This is a genomic window from Aeromonas sp. 600948, from assembly GCF_049174875.1.
Taxonomy (GTDB): domain Bacteria; phylum Pseudomonadota; class Gammaproteobacteria; order Enterobacterales; family Aeromonadaceae; genus Aeromonas; species Aeromonas veronii_A.
Genome location: NZ_JAAKTY010000004.1, coordinates 215714 through 240257, shown reverse-complemented (window position 1 = coordinate 240257; position 24544 = coordinate 215714). Strand labels below are relative to the sequence as shown.

The window sequence follows — 24544 nt, the reverse complement described above, 5'->3', positions numbered from 1 at the left end:
TCACGGCGTTAGTATAAGGCGCTTATCACGATAAACCTCTCATTTCACGATGGAACCGAGAGCGGTATTTGGAGTTTGGAGAAACTGATGAACAAATTTCTGAAGGTGTCCCTGTTGGCGGCGGCCGTTGCCGTCGGTCTGACTGCTTGCCAAAAAGACGAGAAGCCTGCTGCGGCCAATACCGCCGAAGTGAAGGCTGAAGCCAGCAAGCCGGCAGAGGCGACCAAGGCCGAAGCCAAGAGCTTTGAAGAGCAATCTGGCTACGCAATTGGCCTCTCCATGGGTCGTTACATCGCCAATACCCTGGAGCGTCAGCAGGAACTGGGCATCAAACTGGACAACGCCGTGATCCTGAAAGGGGTGACTGACGGTCTGGGCAAAGAAGCCAAGATGACTGATGAAGAGATCCAGAAGGTACTGCAGGATTACGACGCCAAGATCAACGAGCTGACCAAGGCCAAGGCCGAGAAAGACGCCGTTGAGAATCTGAAGAAGGGCGAAGAGTTCCTGGCTGCCAACGCCAAGAAAGAGGGTGTGAAGAGCACTGAATCCGGCCTGCAATACGTGGTCGAGAAGATGGGCACTGGCGCCAAGCCGAAATCTACCGATATCGTCAAGGTGCACTACACCGGTACCCTGACTGATGGCACCAAGTTCGACAGCTCCGTCGATCGCGGCGAGCCGGCTACCTTCCCGCTCAACCAGGTTATCCCGGGTTGGACCGAAGGCGTTCAGCTGATGCCGGTTGGCTCCAAGTTCAAGTTCTTCCTGCCGTCCAAGCTGGCCTATGGCGAGCACGGTGCAGGCTCCATCCCGGCGAATGCCGTACTGGTGTTTGACGTTGAGCTGCTGGCTATCGAGAAGCCGACTGCAGACGATGCCAAGAAGTAATCCCTTCTTGTAGTTAAAAACGGCTCCTTAAGGAGCCGTTTTTACTTGTGTATTCCCTGCAATCGCGGGATAACAGAGTTGTCTTGGCGTTGGGTTTGCGCGCGAAAATAAGGCAAAATAGATCGCAGAATCAAATACAAGGATGAGTCCAGTGGCTGAAAATAAATCGCGTGTCCTACTGGTGGAAGATACCCGTAGTCTGGCGGTGGTCTATGAACAGTACTTGCGCCAGGAGGGGTATGAGGTGGTGCTGGCCGATTGTGGTCAACAAGCGTTGGCGCAGTTGCTGGCAAGTCCTCCCCCCGTGGTGCTGCTGGATCTGGAGCTGCCGGATATGTCCGGTATGGATATTCTGCAAATGATCACCGAACAGCAATTGCCCAGCTCTGTGGTGGTGATCACCGCCCATGGTTCGGTGGATGTGGCGGTGGAGGCGATGCGCCTCGGTGCCTTCGATTTTCTGACCAAGCCGTTTGACAGCAAGCGGCTCTGCGCCACCGTTCGCAATGCCTTGAAACACCAGCAGTTGAGCTCGCTGGTTGCCCACTATCGGGAGAACTTCGAGCGCAGCTCCTTCTTCGGTTTTATCGGTGCCTCCATGTCGATGCAGGCGGTTTATCGCATCATCGAGAGCGCGGCGCCCAGCAAGGCGACCGTCTTTATCACTGGCGAGAGCGGCACCGGCAAAGAGGTGTGTGCCGAGGCGATTCACCAGTGCAGTCCCCGCAGCGAACAGCCCTTTATTGCCCTCAACTGCGCCGCCATTCCCCACGATTTGATGGAGAGCGAGATCTTCGGTCATGTGAAGGGCTCTTTTACCGGCGCGCAGGGGGATCGCAAGGGGGCGGCCAGTCTGGCCGATGGCGGTACCCTCTTTCTCGACGAGATCTGCGAGATGGACCTGGATCTGCAGAGCAAGCTGCTGCGCTTTATCCAGACCGGCACAGTGCAGCGGGTCGGCAGCGGCAAGCTCGAGACGGTGGATGTGCGCTTTATCTGCGCCACCAACCGGGATCCGCTGGTCGAGGTGAAAGCGGGCCGTTTTCGCGAGGATCTCTACTATCGGCTCCACGTCATTCCCCTCACCCTGCCGCCGCTGCGGGAGCGGGGCGAGGATATCCTGCTGCTGGCGCGTACCCTGCTGCAGAGCTACGCCAAGGAGGAGAACAAACGCTTCAAGGATTTCGATGTCGAGGCGGCACGAGTGCTGCTCGACTACCCCTGGCCTGGCAACGTACGCGAGCTGCAAAACGTGGTGCGCAATATCGTGGTGCTCAACGACAAGGAGTTGGTGAGCCCGGATATTCTGCCGCCACCGCTCAATGGGGTTCGTCCCCAGCTGCCGGCTGCGATTGCGGCAGCGGTGGCATCGGCTCCGGCCGCCACCGGCGTGGCCAACGGGCCAATTCGTCCGCTCTGGCTGGTGGAAAAAGAGGTGATCGAACAGGCCATCGCCAGCTGTGACGGCAATATTCCCAAGGCAGCAGCCCTGCTCGAGATCAGCCCCTCCACCATTTACCGTAAAAAACAGGGGTGGGAGGAGTCCAATCGGGCCTGAACCATCTTGCCAGCAGAAAGGGCGGCTAGCGTGCCGCCCTTTCTATTTTGGGGGATCAGAGTTTGGCGAGGCGTTTGAGGCGGGCCAGTCGCTCCCCCTCGTTGGCGCTGAACCAGCGGTCCTGCGACAGCAGAAACCAGGCGCGGGAGAAGTATTCCGCGGCCAGCGGATCGTCCAGCACCAAGGCATTCTCCCCCAGCTCCTCGAACAGATAACCATCCTCAGGTTCGCCAGCCTCGGCCATATCGGCCTTGAGCTGGTGCAGCTCTGCCTGCGCCTGCTGGTGCTGACCCTGGGCCCGGGTCAGGCGAGCCAGACTCCAGCGAGCGATAAATGCCTTGGCCGGCTGGTTATGTTGCAGATGCCAGGCCAGACACTTCTGCTGCTGGATTTTCGCCTCCTCAAAGCGACCCAGTTCGAACAGAGTCCAGCCCTGATTGTTGTAAAGGGGGGCCAGCCAGCCGCGCACCTTCTCGTCACTGCTGCGTTCCGCCAGCTCCATCGCCAGTTGATGCCAGCGGCTCTGCTCTTCCAGCGGTGCGGCGATGGCGATCATGTGGGCGGCGTCGATAGCAAGATAGGTCTCCTTCTCCTTGAGCCCCCATTGCCAGGCTTGTTCAAACAGCGGTTTGGCACTGGCTTTGTCGCCCGCCGAGTTAAAGGTGCGGCCTCGTTCCAGCAGAGCCCGGATCCGCGCTCTGGGGGTTGTGTCGGTGAGGCGAGGCGCTATCTCGTCGAGCAGCTGGTGGGCTTCGGCAAACTGGCGCTGTAGCGAATGGGTACGGGCAATTTGGGTCAGCAACTCCAGTTCGAGTTGCAGGTCGGCGGCGGCGCGCGCTTCGGGAAGAAGGGTATGAAAACGCAGGGCGCTGGCGGCGGGATCCTGATAATCCCACAGCGCCATGAAATCGGGCGGATTGTCCATCTGGCCTCCTTGCTGGTTATCCTGTCACCAAGATGCCTGCCGGCCATTATTTGTACAAGGGGCGCCCGTCACAGAGCGCCCCTTGAGTCATGTTAACGGCTGTGGCCAGTTGGTCAGTAGACCATGGCCAGGCTCATCAGCATCAGACCGAGGGCGGCAAAGGCCCCCTCCTTGATGGCGAGCCGTGGCACCAGCGCCTTGGGCAGGGCCGGAAACAGGCTCAGGGCAAAGCCAAGGCCCGGCATCAACCAGTGGAATGCCGGATCGCGCAGGGCGGGATCGGCGGCTCCATTGATGATGATCAGCAAAATAAACAGGGTGAAGGCCGGCAGGATAAACCAGCGTACCCCACCGGCGGCGACCGCCCGCAGCGGCGAAATGCGATAGAGCAGCATGGTCACAAGAAACAGAACAAAAGGGGCCAGCAGATAGAGCGGAGCGGGGTTCATAACATCTTTCCTGAAAACTGATCGTCAAAAAACCGGTTGTCCGGTGTAAGAGGCGCGGGATTTAACCACTCTTCGCAGGTAATCACCAGCAGCCCGGGCCCGGGCTGTGAAGAGGATCCCGGATAAAGGTTTGCTAGCACGTCTTAGTGCAACCAGAACCAGGCTGCTGCAAATCCCAGCCAGCTCAGCACCAGCAAGATCCAGGGAAGGGGATGCTGATGGCTTACTTCAACCAGTTCAAGCTGATCGTCTTGCTCTTCGGTTTGTGGCGCGTCCTGTGGTTGCCTGGCTTTGGCCTGCATTTTTTTCTGGCGGCTCGCTTCGCGGGCCCGCGCCTTCATCTGCTTCTTGTATTCGTCGATGCCTTTCTGGATCCCTTGCGCAATAAGCTGGGTCTGCTCTTTGGTCTGCCCCGGCTTCTGGTTGGCACGGGCAATTTTCATCGCCTCCTGCTGGGTCTCGGGGGAAATCTTGTCGTACTTGGCCATCAACTCTCTCCTCGGGCATGGTTGGCTGGGGAGTATGCCATAAAGGGGCGTATACGTGGCGCCACCTTGATAACAAGGCGTTGCAAGTGAGTGACATCTCAACGAAAAACTCTAGAAATCAATAAGAAGCTCTATGTTGGGGTGAAGATCACAATTAACGGAATTTGTGAGTCATCGATGAAAAACGGTCATCTGTTGTTTGTTATATTGGCGCCCGACCGGCTGGATAAGGTCATTAAATAACAAAACAATCAAGGTGATATGGATATGAATAATAACTTCATCAAAGGCGGCGTGGCACTGGCCGTGCTTGCTGCACTGACTGGCTGTAATACCTCGAGCAATGACACCGTTGCACCCTGCACCGAAAATGTCTGCAAACTGACCATCCTGCACACCAACGATACCCACGGCCGTTTCTGGCACAACGCCGAAAATGAGTATGGTATGGCTGCCCAGAAGACTCTGGTCGAGCAGCTGCGTAGCGAGGCCAAGGCTGCTGGCAGCGAGGTGTTGGTGCTCTCCGGTGGTGACGTGAATACCGGGGTGCCGGAGTCCGATCTGCAGGATGCCGAGCCTGACTTCGTCGGCATGAACAGCATTCGCTACGATGCGATGGCGGTGGGCAACCATGAATTCGACAACCCCCTCAGCGTGCTGGAAAAGCAGCGTAAGTGGGCTCAGTTCCCCATGCTCTCGGCCAACATCTATGACAAGGCCAGCGGTAAACACTACTTTGACCCCTACAAGGTGTTCAAGCTGGAGAGCGGCCTCAAGGTCGCCGTGCTGGGCCTGACTACCGAGGATACCGCCCAGCTGGTGGATCCCAACAACGTGCAGACCCTGGAGTTCCGTGATCCGACCAGCGAGGCGGCCAAGCTGGGCAAACAGATCCGTGACAACAAGGAGGCCAATCTGGTCTTTGCCATCACCCACATGGGCCACTATGCCGATGGTCAGCACGGTAGCAACGCGCCGGGCGATGTAGAGATGGCTCGTGCGCTGCCGGCAGGGACTCTGGATGCCATCATTGGTGGCCACTCCCAGAATCCGGTCTGTATGGAACCGGGCACCACCAACAAGTACGCCAATTTCAAACCGGGTGATAACTGCCAGCCAGATCAGCAAAACGGTACCTGGATCATGCAGGCTCACGAGTGGGGCAAGTATGTGGGCCGCGCCCAGTTTGACTACCAGAATGGCAAGCTGACCCTGACCAGCTATGACCTGATCCCGGTCAACCTGATCAAGCGCAACGCCAAGGGCGAGGCGATCGATGCCAACGGTGCCGTGACCAAGGACCCGGCCAACATGGTGTTGATCCAGGATGAGATCACCAAGGACCCCGAGCTGTATAACACCCTGCTGGGTTATCAGGAGAAAGGTCAGCAAGAGCTGAATGTCGTCATTGGCTCGGCAGATGGCTTGCTGGTTGGTGATCGCAACTCGGTTCGCAACAAGCAGACCAACCTGGGTCGTCTCATCACCACGGCGACCAGCAGCAAGCTGGGGGTCGACTTTGGTATCGTCAATTCAGGTGGTGTGCGTGACAGCATCCCGGCCGGTGATATCACCTACCGCAGCGTGCTGCTGGTGCACCCGTTTGGCAACACGGTCAACAAGGCGGCCATGAAGGGGAGTGATCTGGCGACCTATCTGGGCCAGGTGGCAACCAAGACCCGCAATACCGGTGGTTATGCCCAGTTTGGCGGTATCAACATGGCGGTGGATTGCCAAGCCAAGAGCGTCAATATCACCAGTATCGGTGGCAAGGCGTTTGATCCGGCAGCAACCTACAGCTTCGCGATCCCGAGCTTCAGCGCCTCCGGTGGTGACGGCTATCCGAAGATCGATACCATCAATGCCGGGTTGGTCGATGCTGCCGTGCTGAAAGAGTTCATCGAAATCAAGAAGACCATCAACGTGGCCGATTATCAGCCAGGCAATGAGGTGAGCTATCTGAACTCAACGTCTACCGAAGGGTGTAACTGATTCGTCAGCGGGGCGCATAGCCCCAGATGTGATCCGAAAGGGCAGCCGGTGGCTGCCCTTTGTCGTTGTTTGGGTGGCGGTTACAACTCTTCAATCATCAATGACGATAGCCACCGCCTGTATGAGGTCAGGTGAGGGGATGAAATGAAAAGAGGCAGCCCGTGGGCCGCCTCTTGCGTAGTGACAATCTAAACCTTACAGCTGCTCGATCCCGACGATATGCCAAGGGGCATTGTTCTTGGCCAGATCGCGTTCGAGGTGCCACACCTCTTTGATGTCTTCTTCGACCTGCTCCTGACGGTCCATGTAGCGGCCGCTGAAGCGCACGCTCACCTGGGCCCAGTCGCTGCCATAGTCAGCACGTACCAGCTGGGTATCGACGTACATCACTTCTGTGTGCTGGTCGCCAGTCAGTTCGGCGCGCTCGGCTTTGAGCTGCTCAAACAGCTCGGGGCTGACGTACTCGCGCACCTTTTCCAGATCGTTCTTGTTCCACGCCTCTTGCAGGGTGCGATAGTGATCGCGGGCACCGGCCAGGAAGCTGTTCATGTCAAAGCCTGGCGGCAGGCGGAACGGCACGTCGCTGTCGGCAAAGCCGGTGGCTTGCGGTGCGCTGTTGCTCTGCTCAAACTGCTGCGGGGCCGCGGATTGCGGTGGCTGATAGCCCGCATAGGCCGCCTGTTGTGGTTGTGGCGTCGCGACCTTGCCCTTGCGCAGGGTACGGATCAGGAAGACAGCACCCAGCGCCAGCAGGGCGATCAGCAGGAAGTCCATTCCTTGCAGACCTTCAAAGGCACCGCTGCCCAGCAGGTAGGCAAACAGGCCACCGGCCAGCAGGCCGCCCAGCAGGCCGCCCATCATGCCGCTCTTTTTCGGCGGAGTCTGGGCATTCAGTGTCGGATTCTTGTTGTCGACCGGTTTGGCCGCAGGCTGGGCCGGCGCAGTTTTGTAACTTTTACCAAAGGATTTGCCGCCGCCAAACTTCTTGGCTTCGGCGTGAGGTGCCCCCAGGCCAATGGCCAGGATCACGGCAAACAGGGTCAGCATCTTTTTCATTTTGACTCTTTTCACTCTCGTCTGTGGGTGGGGCATGCTCCGCTTTGGCAAGCTCAGCAAGGCGCATGGCAGGCTGCCTGTCCCTAATTGTGTCGCAGCTTGTATTCATCAATATCACCTCTGGCATGAATTATTCATGAACGAGGTTGCCGCGATGCGGCGTCAAACAAGAGGAGTAAACCGGATGAAAAGCAGAAGATTGAGTCGCAAGGAGCGCAAAATGCGAAGCAAAATCAAAATGGTCAAGGTAGAGCAGACTCTGGTTTGGCCCTTTATGATGGTATGAGCCGCCAGATAGGGCTCGCCGTAGTTGGCTTTCTTTTGTAAAATTCCCGTCCCCTTCCCGCTGCGGTTTTTATGTGTATGGCAGAGCAAGTGACGGCGAAAAAAGACGCCAAGACACAACAGCTGAAAGTTCCTCCCCACTCTTTTGAGGCCGAACAGTCCGTACTGGGCGGCCTGATGCTGGATAACGATGCCTGGGATCGGGTTGCCGAACGGGTGATCGATCAGGATTTCTACAGCCGTCCGCACCGGTTGATCTTCCAGGCCATGACCCGCCTCTCCAACGCGGGCAACCCCATTGACCTCATCACCCTGCAGGAGGAGCTGGAACGCTCCGAACAGCTCGAGGAGGCGGGCGGCTTCGCCTATCTGGTGGAGATCGCCAAGAACACCCCGAGTGCTGCCAACATCAACGCCTACGCCGAAATCGTGCGTGAGCGGGCGGTCGTACGGGAGATGATCTCGGTCGCCAACGAGATAGTCGAAGCAGGCTACGAGCCACAGGGCCGTACCTCTGGCGATCTGCTGGATCTTGCCGAGAGCAAGGTATTCAAGATTGCCGAGCAGCGCACCAGCGCTAACGAGGGGCCCCAGCCCCTGAAGCTCATCCTCGAGCAGACCGTCGACAAGATTGAAGAGCTGTTCAAGACGCCGCACAACGGGGTGACCGGGGTATCGAGCGGTTACAACGATCTCGACAAGATGACCGCCGGTTTGCAGCGTTCGGATTTGATCATCGTGGCGGCCCGTCCCTCCATGGGCAAGACCACCTTTGCCATGAACCTCTGTGAGCATGCGGCCCTCACCGCCGACAAGCCGGTGCTTATCTTCTCGCTGGAGATGCCCTCCGAGCAGATCATCATGCGTATGCTCGCCTCGGTCGGTCGCATCGATCAGACCAAGGTACGTACCGGTCAGCTCGATGACGAGGATTGGGCGCGCCTCTCCTCCACCATGGGATTGCTGCTGGAGAAGGGCAAGATGTATATCGATGACGCCTCCGGCCTCACTCCGACCGATGTGCGCTCCCGTGCCCGTCGGGTGGCACGCGAGCATGGTGGCCTCTCGATGATCATGGTGGACTACCTGCAGCTGATGCGGGTGCCGGCGCTCTCTGACAACCGTACCCTGGAGATCGGCGAGATCTCCCGCTCCCTCAAGGCCTTGGCGAAAGAGCTGCAGTGCCCTGTGGTGGCGCTCTCCCAGCTGAACCGAAGCCTGGAACAGCGGGCCGACAAGCGCCCGGTCAACTCGGATCTTCGTGAATCGGGCTCCATCGAGCAGGATGCGGACTTGATCATGTTTATCTATCGTGATGAGGTTTATCACGATGACAGCCCGGACAAGGGGATTGCCGAGATCATCATCGGCAAGCAGCGTAACGGCCCTATCGGAAGAGTGCGTCTCACCTTCCAGGGTCAGTTCTCCCGGTTCGACAACTATGCCGGTCCGGCGTTTGATGACGATTATTGATAAGTAACAATCATGGCAATCCTGTGGTCAGGATTGCCACCACCGCTCTGACCTGCTTGCCATTCACAGCAAAGCAGCCCGTCAGAGCCTGTTTTCCCGGTTCGACAATTATGCCGGTCCGGCCTTCGACGACGATAAGTGAGTGGCGGTCTTCGGCCCGATGAGGGGGAGACCATTTGTGCCCTCGTAAGGGAAAACCATGAAAGCGGCTACTGCCCAAATCAACACTGCGGCCTTGCGCCACAACCTCGCCGTGGTCAAGCGCCACGCTCCCGCTTGCAAGATCATCGCTGTGGTCAAGGCCAACGCCTATGGCCACGGACTGCTGCCGGTCGCCCGCACCCTGGTGGATGCGGATGCCTATGCGGTGGCCCGTATCGAAGAGGCGCTGATGCTGCGCTCCTGCGCCGTGGTCAAACCCATTGTGCTGCTGGAGGGCTTCTTCTCCGCCGACGATCTGCCGGTGCTGGCGGCCAACAATCTGCAGACGGCGGTTCACACCTGGGAGCAGCTCGAAGCGCTGGAGCAGGCCGAGCTGCCAGCCCCCGTGGTGGCCTGGCTCAAGCTCGACACCGGTATGCACCGGCTCGGGGTGCGGGCCGACGAGATGCCCGCCTTTATCGAGCGCCTCGGCAAGTGCAAGAACGTGGTGCAGCCGTTCAACATCATGACCCACTTCAGCCGCTCCGATGAGCTGGAGCAGCCCACTACCCGCGAGCAGATTGACCTCTTCAGCCGTCTCACGGCACCGCTGGCGGGCGAGCGTGCCATGGCCAACTCGGCGGGCATTCTGGCCTGGCCGGACTCCCACTGCGACTGGGTGCGCCCCGGCGTCATCCTCTATGGCGTGTCGCCCTTCCCCAACACGGTGGCGGCCGATTACGACCTGCAGCCGGTGATGACCTTGAAGACCCAGCTGATTGCGGTGCGGGATCACAAGGCGGGCGAGCCGGTGGGCTATGGCGCCAACTGGGTGTCAGATCGCGATACTCGCCTTGGCGTGATCGCCATCGGCTACGGTGACGGTTATCCGCGCATGGCGCCCAACGGCACATCCGTGCTGATCAACGGCCGCATCGTGCCGCTGGTGGGGCGTGTCTCCATGGATATGAGCACGGTCGATCTGGGCCCAGGCGCGACTGACAAGCCCGGCGACGAGGCGGTACTTTGGGGAGAGGGGTTGCCGGTGGAGCGGGTGGCCGACGAGATTGGCACCATCCCCTACGAACTCATCACCAAACTCACCTCCCGCGTCTTTATGGAGTACGTCTGATGTGGCAGCAGTGCCTGCTGACGTTGAAGCCCCGTTCGCGGGGCTTTCATCTGGTGACGGACGAGCTGGTGGCCAAGCTGCCGATGCTGGCGGATTACCGGGTTGGCATGGCGCACCTGCTGCTGCAACACACCTCTGCCTCGCTCACCCTCAACGAGAATTGCGACCCCAGCGTGCGCAGCGATATGGAGGCCCATCTGCACCGGCTGGCGCCGGAAGATGCCCCCTATTATCGCCACACCTATGAGGGTGCGGATGACATGCCCGCCCACATCAAATCCTCCCTGCTCGGGGTGAGCCTGCAACTGCCAGTTCGCGATGGTCAGCTGGCGCTCGGCACCTGGCAGGGGATCTGGCTTGGCGAACATCGCGTCGATGGCGGTGCCCGCAAGGTGCTGGTGACCCTGCAGGGTGAGTAATCAGGCTGCAATCAGCTGAAAGATGACGATAAAAAAGAGGGATGGCATTGAGCCATCCCTCTTTTGTTTTACTGTTTCGCGAGCTATCCGCTGGCAAGTGGCCCGGCGCTCTACGTGGCTCAGCCGACCTTGAAGGGGGTCAGTTCGGCCAGCGGGGCTGCGTCCATAAAGGCTTGCGGCTCCTGACCGTGTTTGAAGATCTTGAAGTCCTGCTCGCGGGCGCTCCAGTACTCCAGACGCTCGCTGCCGTTTTCTCCGGTGATTTGCAGCAGACTCGCTTCGCGCAGGGCCACCACGTGCTCGCTCGGGTTGATGGCGCAGAACTCGGCCAGACGCTCGTCGCGGGTCTCGCCCATGTGGCCGCTGATGCTGGCGTCCAGATAGTGCGGGTTGATCTGCAGCGGGAACAGGCCCAGTGCCGGCAGTACGGCGGCGCTGCAAACCGGCATGTCGTTGGTGGTACGGATGCTCGGGGTCGCCACGTTGCAACCGGCGCTCCAGCCCACATAGGGGACGCCCCGCTCGCGCACGGCACGCTGGATCGGCACGATCAGGCCGTTTTCATGCAGCATCTGGTTGAGGCGCCAGGTATTGCCGCCGCTGATAAAGATGGCGTCCGCCTGATTGATGGCATCAACCGGGTCATCGAAGTGGTGGATGCTGATGGCATCGACTCCCAGACTCTCCTGCAGCTCGTTGGCACGGGCATCCCAGTCGCTGCGGATCACCGCGTAGGGGATCAGCAGGATGCGCTTGACCTGTTTGCGCGCGAGCAGGCTTTGAACCCGATCCCGGGCCCAGCCGAGCAGACCCGGAAATTCGTTGGCTTTACCGTTGCTAAGCAGAAGCAGTTCCATCAAATCGTTCCTCAAAAAGTGAAAGCGGAGGAGGGAGGGCCACCGGATCCGCCGTGCGGCCGGATGGCAAGAGGAGGCATGCTACCACCATTGGCGAGGTGGTTCTGTGATCGCGAGGCCCATTCAACGGCTATGGAGGAGTTATGGATGGATAACTCAATGCCAACTGGTGGATTAATAAGCAGAGCTCAGTTCGCTGACCATCGCCAATAAAAGACCCCGCCGCAGCGGGGTCATGGCAGGGTTAGTCGAGTTTGAGATCGACCCAGACCATGCGGTGATCCGAACTGACTCCCTTGGCGATGCCGAGTTTCGCATCATAGACCAGGTGATAACCGGCCTCGAAGCTGGCAGGCCAGAAGACGCCGCTCTTGACCGCGTTGAGGTTGGCGGAGGGGATGACGTGATCCAGCTGTAGCACGCTGGAGTTGGTGATGCGTTCCGGGTTGGGGCGATTGAGGTTGCGTTTGCAGTCGGTCCCCTTGCTGACACACTCCGGACCCCCTTCGCTGACCGGGATCAGGGTGCCATTGGTGATGGCCTGATTCATCAGCGGGTTGTTTAGCAGATCCTGAATGGCGGTCAGGTCGCCGTCACCGGTGAGTGGATCGGCGTTGAGATCACCCGCGATAACAAACTTGGCGTTTTTGGCCAGCCCACCCTTGGTGCCCTTGTCATCGGTCATGTAGTTGAGCCCCTTGACGTAGTCGTTCCAGAAGGCGATCTCGGCGCGGTTGTGTTTGACGGTGTGGCGCGCCGCATTGGCAAAGATTGGCGGGGTCGGGTGGGAGATCAGGAAGTGGATCACCTCATCCCCCTTTTCGGTCTTGATCCGTACCGGCACATCGGCGTGGTTCTTGGAGGAGAGCGGGTACTGCTGCCAGGCTGCGTCTGAATACCAGGCATCACCACACTGGCGGCTGGCCGGGATCTTGACCTTGGGATTGTTGCAGTCATCGATGATGGGGTTCTGCTCGCCCGGCATATCCTTCCACTTGAAGTTCTGGAAGGTGCGGATCTGCTTGGTGTCGATGGGGTATTTGGACATCACCGCAAAGGCGTACTGGCCGTGGTAGTTGCCAAAGCCCCAGGCATCGTCGGGGCCGCTGTTAACCTTGCCATCCAGATTGAGGTCATAACCGCTCATCAGGCCGGTGTTGGTGGCGAAGTTCTGCATCACCGGATAGCTGATGGCCGTCACCTCTGCGTGCTGGGCGTGAGCCAGATAGTTGTCGTTGAAGGCTTTCAGATCGGCGGTGCTCTCGCCTTTGCCGTCGTTGTCGAACTCGTTGAGCAGGAACACATCCGGGCGGGTACGCTGGATGATCTCCGCCACGTTGCGGATCTGCTGCACGTTCTTGGCTTTGGTTTCAGTGGCGCCGCTCAGGCTCCCTTCGGCGAGGCGGGCCAGCAGGGCATCCTGCTCGGTGCGGGTCAAGGCCAGCTCACCTGTCAGCATACCGGCGGCAGTGCGGTCAAAAGAGAGGTTGAAGGTGGCAAAACGAACCATGGGATCAGCTGCCTTTGAGTCGTTGTCGCTGTTGCAGCCAGCCAGCATCCCGAGGGAGATGGCGGCAGCCAGTAGGGTTTTGTTGATATTTTTCATTGTAATTGTTCCGTAGCATCAATGAGTTATGCCTTCTGTGAGGCGGCGCCATTATAAGTAGACGGTGATGCTGCGGGGGGTTTGCCTGAGCAAAGTGTGAGGATATTCACACCACATATCTGGCGATGATGAATGTTAGCAGGGCGACATGGGGTGTGAAAAACCGGTTTATACGCTGCAGTTTTCGGGATGAATAGCGCGCGCTGCCAACCATTACCGCACTCTGAATTTGTCACACCACCATCGGCAGGCCGCTCTCGGGGTGGTGGATCACCTGTGCCGGATAGTCATAGAGCCGGGCGATCAGCTCAGGGGTGAGCACTTCGGCAGGCGTGCCATCGGCCATCAGCTTGCCCCGCTCCAGCATCACCAGCCGATCGGCATAGCGCGCCGCCAGATTGAGGTCGTGCAGCACCACCAGCACAGCTGTATTGCGGCTGGCGAGGGCGCGCGCCATGGTGAGCAGCTGATGCTGGTATTTCAGATCCAGCGCCGAGGTGGGCTCGTCGAGCAGCAGCAAGCGGGGTTGCTCGGCCTGCTCGGTCGGAGAGGGGGCCTGCCAAATCTGCGCCAGCACCCGGGCAAACTGCACCCGCTGCCGCTCGCCGCCAGAGAGCCCGGGATAGAGCCGCTTGGCCAGATGCTCGACCCCGGCATGGGTCATGGCCGCCGCCACAATTTCGTCGCGCCGCGCCGCCGGTTCACTGTGGGGCAAGCGCCCCATGGCAACCACTTCCTCGCAGAGAAAGGGGAAGTTGAGGGAGGAGCTTTGCGGCAATACCCCGAGCCGGTGGGCCAGCTGGCTGCTGTCCCACTGCTGGCGATTCGCGCCAAACAGGGTGATGGAACCATCATATTCCAGCTCGCCGGTCAGGCACTTGAGCAGCGAGCTCTTGCCCGCCCCGTTGGGACCGAGCAGCGCGGTGAGGGTACCGCTCTCGAGACTAAGATCGAGCCCATCCAGGATCTGGCGCTGGCCACGGCGCAGGCTGAGTCGGCTGCAGCTCAACAGGGGGGAGGAGAGTGAGGATGAGAGTGGTTGCATAACAGTCCGTATCACAGGGCGCGGCGGCCTTTTACCAGCAGCCAGATGAAGAAGGGAGCGCCGAGCAGGGCGGTGATGATGCCCACCGGCAGCTCGGCCGGGGCCAGCAGGGTGCGCGCCAGCATATCGGCTGCCAGCAGCAGGGCGGCGCCAAGCAGGGCCGAGAGTGGCAGCAACCTGACATGGTTGGGACCCGCCAGCAGGCGCACCAGATGGGGCACAACCAGCCCGACGAAGCCGATCATCCCCGCTACCGCCACCGCCACGCCGACGCCCGCTGCGGTGAGCAGGATCAGGCGACGTTTGAGGGATTGCACATTGACCCCCAGATGACGGGCCTCCCCTTCACCCAGCAGCAGGGCGTTGAGGGGATTGGCATCGCGCATAAAGAGCCACAGCAGGGCCACCAGAGTGAGCAGGGCTAGCGCCACATCGGCCGGTTTGCCTGCCGCCAGCGTTCCCATCTGCCACAGGCTCAGGTTGCGCAGCATCTGATCGTCCGCCAGATAGGTGAGCAGGCCGATCACCGCGCCGGAGAGCGCCGTGATGGCGACCCCGGCCAGCAGCATAACAGTGACCGAGGTGCCCCCCTCACGGGTGCCGAGCAGATAGACCAGGGTGGTGGTGAGCGCGCCGCCGAGAAAGGCGAGCAGCGGCAGCAGACCAACCCCGATGGTGGCTTGCAGCTGCTGGCCGAGGGGGGCCAGCAGCACGATGGCGAGTGCAGCCCCAAGCGCCGCACCGCCGGAGACACCTATGATGCCGGGGTCAGCCAGGGGGTTGCGAAACAGCCCCTGCATCACGGCGCCACAGAGCCCGAGGATCCCCCCCACTGCGATGCAGAGCAGGGTTCTCGGCAGGCGAATTTCCTGCACGATCAGCAGCTTGTGTGACTCAATCCCGCTCTCCTGCCCGGCAAACAGCGCCCGTAGACTCTCGCCCAGGGTGAGGGTCATGGGGCCGGTTGCCAGCGAACCGAGCAGCAACAGTGCCAGTGCGGCCGTGGTAAAGGCCAGCAGCCAGGAGAGGGGTAACCGCATCATGACCCCTGCTTGATCCACTGGGCGATCTGGTTCGCCTGTTGCAGGGAGTTGAGGCTCAGGCCCCCTTGCAGGGCGTGGCCGTCGATGGCGTGAATGGCGTTACGCTTGCCAGCCGGGGTAGCGGCCAGGGCGGGTACTTCTGCCAGCACCTTGGCCGGATCGGCATACTGCTGCCAGTCACGACCGCTGACCAGCACCAGATCGGGCTGCATCTCGATGAGGGATTCGGCGGATACCGGCTTGTAGTTGCGCAAATCGGCGACCGGATTGATGCCACCTGCCAGCGAAATCAGCGCGCTGGCGGTGGTGTCCCCCCCGGCGATGCTGGTGGGTTGCCCCTTGTGCAGCAGCAGGAAGGCGACCTTGAGCGGTTTGTTCTGTTTGGCTTGCGCCGCCAGCTGATCGGTCTGAGCCTGGATCTCTGCCTTCAGGCGATCGCCAGCGGCTTTGTCGCCCAGCAGGCTGGCGAGGGTGTCGATACGCTGGTTGAGGTTGGCGAGGGTCGGCGCGGTATCCAGCACCTCCACCTTGACCCCGGCACGGCGCAGCTGATCCAGGGTCGGGGCCGGCCCCATCTCGTCACTGCCCACCAGTCGGGTGGGGGAGAGGCTCAGGATCCCTTCGGCGGCCAGCGCCCGGTGATAACCCACCTTGGGCAACCCTTTTGGCAAGGGGCTGCTGACATCGGTGGCGATCAGGCTCGATTCACCGCCAAGGGCCAGAATGAGTTCTGTGGTGGCCGGGCCGATACTGACGATACGCTCTTTCTGTCCGTCGGCGGCAACGGCAGAGAAGGGAGAGAGTGAACTGCAGAGCAGGGTGATGGCGAGGGCAAGACGACGGCCCATGCTAACCTCCGAAGGGGTGAATGAAACGGGTGTGCCGCCGAGAATATCAAGGCTTTGGAAAAAATGCACTGATAATGATAGCAATTATCAATTGCATTGATTCCAGTGCTTTATTAGAGTAGCCGCCATGATAAACAGCGGGACGACCTGGTCCCGCAGAGGGAGAAAACATGAGCATTGCACAACGCATTCACGCGCTGCTGGAGCAGGATCCCGGCGCTCATCCGTCCACCCTGGCTGCCCAGCTTGCCATCAGCGAATGGGAGGTGGTTCGCCATCTGCCCGCCGAGCTGGTGACCCTGCTGCCCGCCGATCGCGCACAAGGTCTGTTGGAAGATCTGGCCGACTGGGGCCCGGTGACCACCATCGTCGAATCAGAAGGTTCCATCTTCGAGGTAAAAGCCCCCTTCCCGAAAGGCAAGGATGCACGCGGTTACTACAACCTGATGGGCCGCGACGGTGAGCTGCATGGTCACCTCAAGCTCGACAACGTGGCGGGGATTGCGCTGGTCAGCAAGCTGTTCATGGGCAAGGAGGGGCACTCCTTCCAGTTCTTCGGTCACTCCGGCCGCTGCATTTTCAAGGTCTATCTGGGTCGCGACGAGAAACGCCAGTTGCTGGCCGATCAGGTCACCCGTTTCATGGCGCTGCGCCACAACTCTCAAGAGGAAGTCAAAGCATGAGTGAACGTCAGGAGCGTCTGCAGAACCGTCTGCAACCGGAGATCCGCGAGTTTCGCGACAGCTGCCGCACCCTGCAGCTCGCCACCGTCGATGGCGAAGGCAATCCCAACGCCAGCTATGCCCCGTTCGTGCTGCAGGAAGATGGCTACTATGTGCTGATCTCCGAGATCGCTCGCCACGCCCGTAACCTGCAACAGGTGCCGCGAGTATCCCTGATGCTGATCGAGGATGAGAGCGGTGCCCGCGAGCTGTTTGCCCGCAAGCGCTTGACCTTCGATGCGGTGGCTGAAGTGGTGGCCCGTGACGACGCCCGCTGGAGCAAGGCGGTGGCGGCGCTGGAGGGGCGTTTTGGCGAGATCATCAAGGGTCTCTCCAACCTCAAGGATTTCAAACTGTTCCGCCTCAAGCCGGAGCAGGGGCTGTTCGTCAAGGGCTTCGGCCAGGCGTTCGCGGTCTCCGGTGACGAGCTGGTTGATTTCGTCCATCTGGTGGAGGGGCACAAGCGCATCGACACCGGTGCCGAGCTCACCAGCCCGGCCGATGCGCCGGTCTGACGATCCCTGTCGACCACGACAGCCGTCATAACAAAACGGGCAGCCATTGGGCTGCCCGTTTTTATTGCGTTATCTCATCCGGCCTGTTCAATCCTGCCAGCTGGCCTTGTTGGGAAAGGCGCGACGATCGGCGTCGGTGGCCGTTTCGTTGCACTCCCCCCGCACCTTCCAGGAGGTCTGGCTCAGCACGATGTACCCCTGACGGCAATACTGCTTGGTCGCCAGGGTCTCGGTCAGCAGGTTCTCCTGTAACGCCTCCCGCTGTTCCAGCAGCCGCTGGCTCTGGGCCGCCGAGAGGCCGCGCGGCAAGGTGTCGTTGGGTGCGGCTTCAAAGGTGAACCGCTTGCTCCCCTCCTCGTTGATGTGGGTCAGAAACAGGGGTTCCGGCCCGTCATACTTCTGTCCGGGCAAGCTGGAGCAGGCCGACAGCAGGGGAACAATCAACAACAGGGTGGCAGACAACAGGCGCACGACAGACTCCAGTGAGAAACGAGGCGAGGTTCGCAGATTAGCACGGCTGCAGGGCGGGTGTTACTGCCAGCAGCTCGTCGGTGGTGAGCAGGGTGACACTGCGCCCCTCCGGCAGGCTGAGGTGGCGCCACATCCAGTGATGGTGCTCGGTGATCTGGGCCGCGCTAAGGTGGGGGCGATCGGCGGTGGTGTGACCATCGCTCAACACCAGCACCTCGTACCCATGGGAGGCTGCACTGCGCACTGTGGTGTCGACGCAAAAATCGGTGGCGCAGCCACAGAGAATGAGTCGATCGACCGGCTGCTCGGCCAGCAGGAAGGCGAGCTCGGTGTCGAGAAAGCTGTCACAGGCCGTTTTGCGCACCCGGCTCTCTCCCTTGGCCGGTTGCAGCGCACTGTGCAACTGCCAACCCGGGGTGCCCGGTTCCAGTTCGGTACCGGGGGGCGAGTCATGCTGGATATAGATGACCCGTCCCTGTTGCTGCCTGACATGGGCCGCAGCCCGATTGATATTGGCCAGCACCTGCTCCTGGCGGTAACGGGGCTCGTTGAACAAGCCTTGCTGCACATCGATGATCAGTAACACATCCATATTTTACCCGCCGTTTCCTGGAAGATTAGGGTTGCAGCCACTGGCTGCAGTCACGACTGCGGGATTGATGCAGCGCGCCCATATCTTGCTTCATCTCGTCACTGTTTTGCCAGCGCTTAGGCAGCGGCATGATGGTTACCTGCACATCGGCTGCGGGATCTGCAACAGAGGTCTCATCTGTGCGGGGCACGACCAGCGCCACCTTGAGGGCAGGATTGCGGCTGGCGATGCGACTGGCGAGCCCAAGCCCCCCCTCGACGTGGAAATTGCCGGCGATATGCATGATCTGCTGGCCCGGGTGCTTGGCGAGATAATCCACCATGCTCTCGGCCATGGTGTCATCCCAGCTGGTCTGGGCGGCGAAGCGGCGGGCGTTGCTGTCGGCATCGCCGTGGTGCATGGAGGCCATAAATTTCTGGCGGTAGGGGTCATCCCCCAGCGTCAGCTGGCGGGCCAGCTGGTTGCGACGTGTGGCTGGCAGTTTGTCGAGCCACTCAGCCCCCTCCTGACCGACACAGCTCACCAGCGGCTTGGGGGCGTTGGCGGCGATCACCGGCATACGGTGAGCCTTGGCAAACTCCACCAGCGGGCGGTAGTCGCTCGGATAGTTGGGCCAGGCGTTGCCTTCGCGGATCAAGGCCGCTTCACCAATCTGGTTCGCCAGATAGGCATCCAGCGTCTTCTGATCGGCGCGGCTGAACTGCTCCATGGAGAGGACCAATGGCCGACCGTGCTGCTGACCTGCGGTGTAGAGCCCGCTCAGCAGGCGCGATTGCAACAGATGCACGGCGGGATGGCTGTGCAGCTCGCCCACCAGAATGATGTCGGCGTCGGCAATTCGCGCGATTGCCTGCTCCAGCGTCAGGTCTGCATCTCCCTCGCTGCTTAGCCGGTAGTCATAGAGCGTCTGCAACTGTGATGACACGGTTGGCTGGGTTGGGGTGGCACAGGCTGCCAGTAGCAGCGGCAGGGCGAGCAGGGGAAGTCGTCTAATCATGGGATCTCACGGCTGATATGCCCGGATGCCGGTGCATCTCGGGGGGCTAATAGAGAATAAGGGCAACACAGGGCGACAGTGTAAAACCAATTTGGTTCAAAACAAATGAGAATGATTTCGTTTCTTGTTGATCTTTGTCGAGAGCCGGGTAATATGCGGCCTGTTTGATAACAGTTCTCAATAAGGATTCGCTGTGACCCATCATAACGCACTCTCTCTGGTTGCCCTCGCCGTGGCGGCCGGTCTCTCCTCCCAGGTCTTTGCTGCCACCCAGAAGGCGGATGAAGTCGTGGTCGTCAGCGGCTCACGGATGGAGCAAAAACTGGAAGATGTCTCCGGCCCCATCTCGGTGATCACCGCCAAGCAGATTGAAGAGCAGGTCGTCACCAACGTCGCCGACCTGTTCCGCTACGAACCCGGTGTGACCGTGCTGGGCGGTCAGGGGGATGCGCAGACCTTCATCATCCGCGGCATGGGGGAAAACCGGGTCAAGGTGGTGCGCGACGGTGTGCGCCAGAACGATGCCTACAGCAAGGGCGGGGTTGGCCAGAGCTACTTCGATACCGACATGATCAAGCAGGTAGAAGTGGCCAAGGGGCCGGCGTCTGCCGCCTACGGCTCCGATGCGCTGGGTGGCGTGATTGCCATCACCACCAAGGATGCCAGCGACTTCCTCAAGGGCAAGGATAGTTATCTGGATGTGACCAGCGGTTACGCCTCCAGCAGCCACCAGAAGATGGCGGGCTTTACCGGCGCCCTGCGCACTGGTGAAGTGGAGAACCTGCTGCGCTACACCTGGCGCGATGGCGGTGTGACCCAGAATTTCGACTCCACCAAGAACGACTTCGATATCGGTACCCACGCCCTGCTGCTCAAGAGCAAGTGGAACCTCTCCGATGAGCAGTTCCTCAAGCTGACCGTTGACTACCTGACCGATGGCGAGGAGCCGGATGCGGTCAAGCTCAACAAGGTCGGTACCGGCACTGCCCGTGTCTTTGATCAGCCCATCACCGACAAGCAGACCGACAACCTCTCAGTGGTGCTGGATCACGGCATCGCGCTGAATCAAGGCTGGGCCGATCGGATGGATAGCAAGGTCTATTTCGCCCGCACCAAGCAGACGCTGGATCAGTACGCCTCATCCAAGTATCCAGTCAGCCCCGGCAACCCCTATGTGACCAAAAACTCGCTGGATCACAACGTGTTCGATCAGAAGAACATCGGCGCCCAGCTGCAGTTCCACAAGGCAGTCGCCAACCACCGCCTGGCTTGGGGGGCTGAATACGAGCACACCGACAACGAACGTACCCGTTACAAGGGGCCGACGACTCCCGGTGATTTTGTCGGCTACAACGAGCTGAGCTTCCCGGCTACCACCAGCGAGCGCAGCGCCCTGTGGGCCTTTGACGAGATCAAGTTTGGCGAGCGCTGGGTGCTGACCCCGGGTGCCCGTTATGACTACTACCGGATGACCCCGGACAACGATCCGGCCTATACCGGCGACAAGCTGCACAAGTTCTCCGAAGGGGAGTTGTCACCCAAGCTGGGCCTGGTGTTCAAGGCCCACGAGGCGGCCAACCTGTTCGCCCAGTACAGCCACGGTTTCAAGGCCCCCATGTATGACAGCGCCTTCTCCACTCTGAACCATCAGGCGTACGGCTATCGCATCGAGCCCAACCCGAACCTCAATCCGGAGAGCAGCGACGGCATCGATCTCGGCGTGCGTGGCAGCAGCAACGGCTTCAGCTATGAAGTAGCCAGCTTCTACAACAAGTTTGAAGACTTCATCGAGATGGTGGAAGTGGGCAAAGAGGGGCGCACCGCCGTCTACCAGTACCAGAACCTGAGCAAGGCGACCACCAAAGGGGTCGAAGCCAAGGCGGATTACTGGCTCAACGACATCGTCAATGTCTGGGGCAACCTCGCCTACATCGAAGGCAAGGATGGGGATGGCAACTACATCAACAGCCTGAGCCCGCTCAACGGCTCGGTCGGTGTGCGTCTGGAACAGGCCCAATGGAACTTCAACACCGCGCTGCGCTTTGCTGACGACATGGACAAAGTCCGTAAAGACAGCAAAGGCAACGATTACGTGAAGAGCGCAGGTTGGGGTGTGGTGGATATGTACGCTCAGTTCAACCCGATGAGCGATCTGCAGCTCAACGTCGGGGTCTTCAACCTGTTTGACAAGGAGTACACCAGCTACGAGCGCATCGCCGGTCGTGCCGAGGGCTCCGATAACAGCATGATGACCGAACCGGGCCGCAACCTGAGTGCACGGGTCAAATACGTATTCTAAAGAGCAAACAACAGACGCAGATGATCAAAGGGGCTTCGGCCCCTTTTTTGTCGCCGCCATGTTGTGACGATGGCGCAGAGCAGATGTTTGCCTAAAAAAAGAAACCCGCCGTGGGCGGGTGGAAGGATTGCAACACTAACCAGGAGGAGGTGTTATCAAGTAGACCCCGCCTATTCGGTAATAGTTCAATTTTATTGAAGTTTTTCGTTTTCTGCGCGGGGTTTCCATCGGGATCTGCGGGGGAGGATGGGTTATCATTCTGCTCCCGTCATCCGGTTGCAGAGGATCTATGCCCGCGTTTTCCTGGTTAGCGCTCTTTTTCGGCGCCTTCTATTTTGTCTACGGTGCTTACTTGCCGTTCTGGTCGCTCTGGCTGGAGGGGGTGGGCGTCAGCGCCGAGATGATTGGTCTCCTGCTGGGGGCTGGGATGGCGATCCGCTTTGCCGGCAACCTGATGGTGATGGGGCAGATCAAGGGGGCGGGCCATCTGCTGCCGGTTACCCGGTTGCTCTCCCTGCTCAGTCTGCTGGCGTTTCTCGGCTTCTATCTCAGCCATCACCTCTGGTGGTTGGTGGGTTTGACCCTGCTGGCGAACTTTATCTATCCGACCCTGATGCCGGTGGGTGAGGCGCTGGCAACCCGCATGGTGGTGCAGGCGCACCTCGATTACGGCAAGGTGCGGCTGTGCGGTTCGTTTGCCTTTATTGTCGCCTCGACGCTGGTGGGGGCACTGGTGGGCAACTTCGGCAGCGACTGGATTTTGCACACCATGGTGGCGGGGCTGGTGCTGATGCTGCTGCTCAGTTGGCTGCCGCTCTATCCGGCGCCACAGGATAGTCAGGGCGAGCGGGCCAAGGCGTCCTTGCTGGCAACCCTGCGCAGCGCACCGGTACGTCGTTTCTTGCTGCTGACCGCTCTGCTGCAGGGGAGCCACGCCGCCTATTACGGTTTCAGCGCCATCTACTGGAAGGCGCAAGGGTATAGCGGCACCATCATCGGCTATCTCTGGGCGCTCGGGGTGGTAGCCGAGATCTGCATGTTCGCCGCTGACAAGCGGTTCTTGCAGCGCTTTGGCGCCCAGAGCCTCTTTATCGCTGGTGCCATCGGTTGCGTGGTGCGCTGGGTATTGCTGGGGGCCTCGACCGAGTTGTGGGTGCTGGTGCTGGGGCAACTGCTCCACTCGGTGACGTTCGGTATGAGTCATCTCGGGGCGGTGCGTTTCATGACTCGCCAGCTACCCGCCGAGCAGTTGATCCCGACCCAGGCGCTCTATGCGGCCCTTGGCCTCGGTATGACGGTGGCGGCCCTGATGGCGCTCTGCGGCGTGCTGTTCGAGCCTCTCGGCGGTGGCATCTTCTTCCTGATGGTGCTGGTGGTCTTGCCGGTGTTCTTCCTGCGGCTGCGCCCCTTTGCGCCGTCTGCGCAGGAGAGTGCTCCAGCCTGATATTTGTCTATTTGAATCATCACCTAACAAAAGGGAGAGCCACGGCTCTCCCTTTTTCGTTGCTGCGGTTTGCGGCGTTACTGTTGCTCGCCAAGATAGAGGCGGCTGAGGCGGCGCCAGGTATCCGAGCCGATGGTGCCGGCAAGCAGCTCATTGGATGCGGCATCAAAGCGGCCATCCGGCAGCCAGCCCAGTTGGGGCAGCAGTTGGGGCAGCGTCACGTCATTGTGTTGCAGCTCCCGCTCCAGCGCTTCCCAGAAGGCGCTCCCCTTGACGTAAAAGAGCGGGTAGTAGGAGCGATCGCCAGCCATCACCTCGCGGGCCGCCCGATAGAGACCGCTATCGCTATGGGGCAGCTGTTTGCCCCACTCGGCCAGCTCGTTGACCGCCGTGACTTGATGCAGCCGAAAGCGGCGTAGCGCCTTGATGGCAAGGTACTCGGCGAGGCTCTCGTTGACCCAGGTGGGTTGTGGAGCAGAGTGGCGAGCGCTCAGGATATGCACCGCCTCGTGGGCCGAGGTGCGCAGCAGGCGCAAGGGGGCCTGTGGCGTCGGTTTGCCAGCCTCGGTGGGGTAGTTGGCGACAAACACCTGATCTCCGGCGGCGCCGCCGAGAGAGCGGGTCGCCACATCCCGCCCCAGCCACACCAGTTGCCACGGGTGAGTGGGTGGATCCACATCGAGCTGGAAGGCCAGATAGTCGATGATCTCATTCAGTTGCTGCTGCAAGGCCGGCAGATCGAGCTGATTGGCGGTCTCGTCATGGCTCAGCACCAGCCGCGGATCCGGCTTGGTGACGGGCACAGTTTGCAGACCAAATGGCAAGATCAGCGGTGGCTGGTTGACATCCGGTAACGGTTGGCAGCTGCCATCCGGCAGACATACCTTCCCTTGGCGGCTCCCCTGCTGGCGCACAAAGTTACCCCATTCGGTCAATAGCCACTGGTTGGGAGCGAACAGAAGCGACTGTTGGGCCGAGGCATCCGCACCCACTGTCGGAGCCGGTGTGAGCGTGATCTGCCAGCCAACCTCTTTGCAGGAGAAGGGCTGGTTGAGGGCAACCGGCTGGTTGTCTGCAAGGCAGACCAGCGCGGGGGAAACCGGCGTGGCACTGCCCGGCAACTGACGAGCGGGGAGCAGGGTAAAAGGGGGCTTGCCCTGCATGGTGAGGCGCACTTGCAGCACATTGGCGCTGGCGCCCCGCTCGATAAGATAGCGGGGGCCGCTCGCGTCATTGCCAGCGCAGGCCCACAGCGGCAGCAGCCACAGGGCAAACAGGGTGATATGACGACTCATA

Annotated in this window: 23 protein-coding genes; 10 read left to right on the top strand and 13 right to left on the bottom strand. The window is 60.3% G+C overall.

The window, feature by feature from the left end; genetic code table 11:
- Positions 1-87 precede the first annotated feature (87 nt).
- The gene (fkpA, locus tag G5182_RS05435) at positions 88-891 is read left to right on the top strand and encodes an FKBP-type peptidyl-prolyl cis-trans isomerase (RefSeq protein ID WP_005335283.1); all 804 of its coding nucleotides are present in this window, start codon (positions 88-90) and stop codon (positions 889-891) included.
- Positions 892-1042: 151 nt separating this feature from the next.
- Complete coding sequence (locus tag G5182_RS05430; RefSeq protein ID WP_421254238.1) at positions 1043-2449, top strand: sigma-54-dependent transcriptional regulator; 1407 nt, start codon at positions 1043-1045, stop codon at positions 2447-2449.
- 55 nt (positions 2450-2504) lie between these two features.
- On the opposite strand, the gene G5182_RS05425 is transcribed toward G5182_RS05430, so the two are convergent.
- The 3 genes from G5182_RS05425 to G5182_RS05415 all read right to left on the bottom strand — a co-directional run bounded on the left by G5182_RS05425 (position 2505) and on the right by G5182_RS05415 (position 4311).
- Positions 2505-3374 (bottom strand): hypothetical protein, encoded by an 870-nt coding sequence (locus tag G5182_RS05425; RefSeq protein WP_227342038.1) that lies wholly within the window; start codon positions 3372-3374, stop codon positions 2505-2507.
- 113 nt (positions 3375-3487) lie between these two features.
- Positions 3488-3823 carry a hypothetical protein gene (locus G5182_RS05420; protein WP_005358483.1) on the bottom strand — a complete coding sequence of 112 codons (336 nt, stop codon included), beginning with the start codon at positions 3821-3823 and terminating at the stop codon, positions 3488-3490.
- A gap of 143 nt (positions 3824-3966) precedes the next feature.
- Positions 3967-4311, bottom strand: a complete 345-nt coding sequence (locus G5182_RS05415) for a DUF2956 domain-containing protein (protein WP_167556727.1) — start codon at positions 4309-4311, stop codon at positions 3967-3969.
- 267 nt (positions 4312-4578) lie between these two features.
- Between G5182_RS05415 and ushA the strand changes: the two genes are divergently transcribed.
- Complete coding sequence (ushA, locus tag G5182_RS05410; protein WP_158114150.1) at positions 4579-6303, top strand: bifunctional UDP-sugar hydrolase/5'-nucleotidase UshA; 1725 nt, start codon at positions 4579-4581, stop codon at positions 6301-6303.
- 195 nt (positions 6304-6498) lie between these two features.
- On the opposite strand, the gene G5182_RS05405 is transcribed toward ushA, so the two are convergent.
- Positions 6499-7359: a Tim44 domain-containing protein gene (locus G5182_RS05405; protein WP_005335275.1), complete on the bottom strand. Its 861-nt coding sequence runs from the start codon at positions 7357-7359 to the stop codon at positions 6499-6501.
- Between the two features lie 363 nt (positions 7360-7722).
- Here G5182_RS05405 and dnaB point away from each other — a divergent pair, with 363 nt between their 5' ends.
- From dnaB to G5182_RS05390, 3 genes are all read left to right on the top strand, one after another.
- Entirely contained in the window at positions 7723-9117 is a 1395-nt protein-coding gene (dnaB, locus tag G5182_RS05400) for a replicative DNA helicase (protein WP_026035132.1), read from the top strand.
- 199 nt (positions 9118-9316) lie between these two features.
- Complete coding sequence (gene alr, locus G5182_RS05395; protein WP_216961137.1) at positions 9317-10390, top strand: alanine racemase; 1074 nt, start codon at positions 9317-9319, stop codon at positions 10388-10390.
- On the top strand, positions 10390-10809 hold the full coding sequence (locus tag G5182_RS05390) for a secondary thiamine-phosphate synthase enzyme YjbQ (RefSeq protein ID WP_215801818.1): 420 nt from the start codon (positions 10390-10392) through the stop codon (positions 10807-10809). The genes alr and G5182_RS05390 overlap by 1 nt, the downstream gene beginning before the upstream one ends.
- A 119-nt stretch (positions 10810-10928) precedes the next feature.
- Here the strand turns inward: G5182_RS05390 and pepE are convergent, their stop codons facing one another.
- The 5 genes from pepE to G5182_RS05365 form a co-directional block, all read right to left on the bottom strand.
- On the bottom strand, positions 10929-11666 hold the full coding sequence (pepE, locus tag G5182_RS05385; RefSeq protein WP_041210546.1) for a dipeptidase PepE: 738 nt from the start codon (positions 11664-11666) through the stop codon (positions 10929-10931).
- Positions 11667-11910: 244 nt separating this feature from the next.
- Entirely contained in the window at positions 11911-13272 is a 1362-nt protein-coding gene (locus tag G5182_RS05380) for an endonuclease/exonuclease/phosphatase family protein (RefSeq protein WP_227342039.1), read from the bottom strand.
- Positions 13273-13504: 232 nt separating this feature from the next.
- Positions 13505-14317 (bottom strand): heme ABC transporter ATP-binding protein, encoded by an 813-nt coding sequence (locus G5182_RS05375; RefSeq protein ID WP_227342040.1) that lies wholly within the window; start codon positions 14315-14317, stop codon positions 13505-13507.
- Between the two features lie 11 nt (positions 14318-14328).
- Positions 14329-15360, bottom strand: a complete 1032-nt coding sequence (locus G5182_RS05370) for a FecCD family ABC transporter permease (RefSeq protein ID WP_166740553.1) — start codon at positions 15358-15360, stop codon at positions 14329-14331.
- Complete coding sequence (locus G5182_RS05365) at positions 15357-16208, bottom strand: heme/hemin ABC transporter substrate-binding protein (protein WP_227342041.1); 852 nt, start codon at positions 16206-16208, stop codon at positions 15357-15359. Before G5182_RS05365 ends, G5182_RS05370 begins: the two co-directional genes overlap by 4 nt.
- A 170-nt stretch (positions 16209-16378) precedes the next feature.
- Here G5182_RS05365 and hutX point away from each other — a divergent pair, with 170 nt between their 5' ends.
- Together hutX and hutZ are read left to right on the top strand one after the other, a co-directional pair.
- Complete coding sequence (gene hutX / locus G5182_RS05360) at positions 16379-16891, top strand: heme utilization cystosolic carrier protein HutX (protein WP_005362516.1); 513 nt, start codon at positions 16379-16381, stop codon at positions 16889-16891.
- Positions 16888-17445 carry a heme utilization protein HutZ gene (hutZ, locus tag G5182_RS05355; RefSeq protein ID WP_042658521.1) on the top strand — a complete coding sequence of 186 codons (558 nt, stop codon included), beginning with the start codon at positions 16888-16890 and terminating at the stop codon, positions 17443-17445. The genes hutX and hutZ overlap by 4 nt, the downstream gene beginning before the upstream one ends.
- Positions 17446-17532: 87 nt before the next feature.
- On the opposite strand, the gene G5182_RS05350 is transcribed toward hutZ, so the two are convergent.
- Genes G5182_RS05350 through G5182_RS05340 form a run of 3 tightly spaced genes read right to left on the bottom strand, consistent with a single transcriptional unit; the run spans position 17533 to position 19505 of the window.
- Positions 17533-17916 carry a hypothetical protein gene (locus G5182_RS05350; RefSeq protein WP_005335256.1) on the bottom strand — a complete coding sequence of 128 codons (384 nt, stop codon included), beginning with the start codon at positions 17914-17916 and terminating at the stop codon, positions 17533-17535.
- Positions 17917-17953: 37 nt separating this feature from the next.
- Positions 17954-18508 (bottom strand): cysteine hydrolase family protein, encoded by a 555-nt coding sequence (locus G5182_RS05345; RefSeq protein ID WP_005348211.1) that lies wholly within the window; start codon positions 18506-18508, stop codon positions 17954-17956.
- Positions 18509-18533: 25 nt separating this feature from the next.
- A complete protein-coding gene (locus G5182_RS05340; RefSeq protein ID WP_219295846.1) occupies positions 18534-19505 on the bottom strand; it encodes a ChaN family lipoprotein in 972 nt (323 codons plus the stop codon).
- A 193-nt stretch (positions 19506-19698) separates the two neighbouring features.
- On the opposite strand from G5182_RS05340, the gene G5182_RS05335 reads away from it, so the two are divergent.
- Both G5182_RS05335 and G5182_RS05330 read left to right on the top strand, forming a co-directional pair.
- Complete coding sequence (locus G5182_RS05335; protein ID WP_159158318.1) at positions 19699-21804, top strand: TonB-dependent hemoglobin/transferrin/lactoferrin family receptor; 2106 nt, start codon at positions 19699-19701, stop codon at positions 21802-21804.
- Positions 21805-22093: 289 nt separating this feature from the next.
- Positions 22094-23248 (top strand): 3-phenylpropionate MFS transporter, encoded by a 1155-nt coding sequence (locus G5182_RS05330; RefSeq protein WP_227342042.1) that lies wholly within the window; start codon positions 22094-22096, stop codon positions 23246-23248.
- A 77-nt stretch (positions 23249-23325) separates the two neighbouring features.
- On the opposite strand, the gene G5182_RS05325 is transcribed toward G5182_RS05330, so the two are convergent.
- A complete protein-coding gene (locus G5182_RS05325) occupies positions 23326-24543 on the bottom strand; it encodes a hypothetical protein (RefSeq protein WP_227342043.1) in 1218 nt (405 codons plus the stop codon).
- Between the last annotated feature and the right edge of the window lies 1 nt (position 24544).

Bases quoted from the DNA above. Each gene is read 5' to 3' on its own strand.
- fkpA (WP_005335283.1), top strand. From the start codon at position 88: ATGAACAAATTTCTGAAGGTGTCCCTGTTGGCGGCGGCCGTTGCCGTC.
- G5182_RS05425 (WP_227342038.1), bottom strand. From the start codon at position 3,374: ATGGACAATCCGCCCGATTTCATGGCGCTGTGGGATTATCAGGATCCC.
- G5182_RS05420 (WP_005358483.1), bottom strand. From the start codon at position 3,823: ATGAACCCCGCTCCGCTCTATCTGCTGGCCCCTTTTGTTCTGTTTCTT.
- G5182_RS05415 (WP_167556727.1), bottom strand. From the start codon at position 4,311: ATGGCCAAGTACGACAAGATTTCCCCCGAGACCCAGCAGGAGGCGATG.
- ushA (WP_158114150.1), top strand. From the start codon at position 4,579: ATGAATAATAACTTCATCAAAGGCGGCGTGGCACTGGCCGTGCTTGCT.
- G5182_RS05405 (WP_005335275.1), bottom strand. From the start codon at position 7,359: ATGAAAAAGATGCTGACCCTGTTTGCCGTGATCCTGGCCATTGGCCTG.
- dnaB (WP_026035132.1), top strand. From the start codon at position 7,723: ATGGCAGAGCAAGTGACGGCGAAAAAAGACGCCAAGACACAACAGCTG.
- alr (WP_216961137.1), top strand. From the start codon at position 9,317: ATGAAAGCGGCTACTGCCCAAATCAACACTGCGGCCTTGCGCCACAAC.
- G5182_RS05390 (WP_215801818.1), top strand. From the start codon at position 10,390: ATGTGGCAGCAGTGCCTGCTGACGTTGAAGCCCCGTTCGCGGGGCTTT.
- pepE (WP_041210546.1), bottom strand. From the start codon at position 11,666: ATGGAACTGCTTCTGCTTAGCAACGGTAAAGCCAACGAATTTCCGGGT.
- G5182_RS05380 (WP_227342039.1), bottom strand. From the start codon at position 13,272: ATGAAAAATATCAACAAAACCCTACTGGCTGCCGCCATCTCCCTCGGG.
- G5182_RS05375 (WP_227342040.1), bottom strand. From the start codon at position 14,317: ATGCAACCACTCTCATCCTCACTCTCCTCCCCCCTGTTGAGCTGCAGC.
- G5182_RS05370 (WP_166740553.1), bottom strand. From the start codon at position 15,360: ATGATGCGGTTACCCCTCTCCTGGCTGCTGGCCTTTACCACGGCCGCA.
- G5182_RS05365 (WP_227342041.1), bottom strand. From the start codon at position 16,208: ATGGGCCGTCGTCTTGCCCTCGCCATCACCCTGCTCTGCAGTTCACTC.
- hutX (WP_005362516.1), top strand. From the start codon at position 16,379: ATGAGCATTGCACAACGCATTCACGCGCTGCTGGAGCAGGATCCCGGC.
- hutZ (WP_042658521.1), top strand. From the start codon at position 16,888: ATGAGTGAACGTCAGGAGCGTCTGCAGAACCGTCTGCAACCGGAGATC.
- G5182_RS05345 (WP_005348211.1), bottom strand. From the start codon at position 18,508: ATGGATGTGTTACTGATCATCGATGTGCAGCAAGGCTTGTTCAACGAG.
- G5182_RS05340 (WP_219295846.1), bottom strand. From the start codon at position 19,505: ATGATTAGACGACTTCCCCTGCTCGCCCTGCCGCTGCTACTGGCAGCC.
- G5182_RS05330 (WP_227342042.1), top strand. From the start codon at position 22,094: ATGCCCGCGTTTTCCTGGTTAGCGCTCTTTTTCGGCGCCTTCTATTTT.
- G5182_RS05325 (WP_227342043.1), bottom strand. From the start codon at position 24,543: ATGAGTCGTCATATCACCCTGTTTGCCCTGTGGCTGCTGCCGCTGTGG.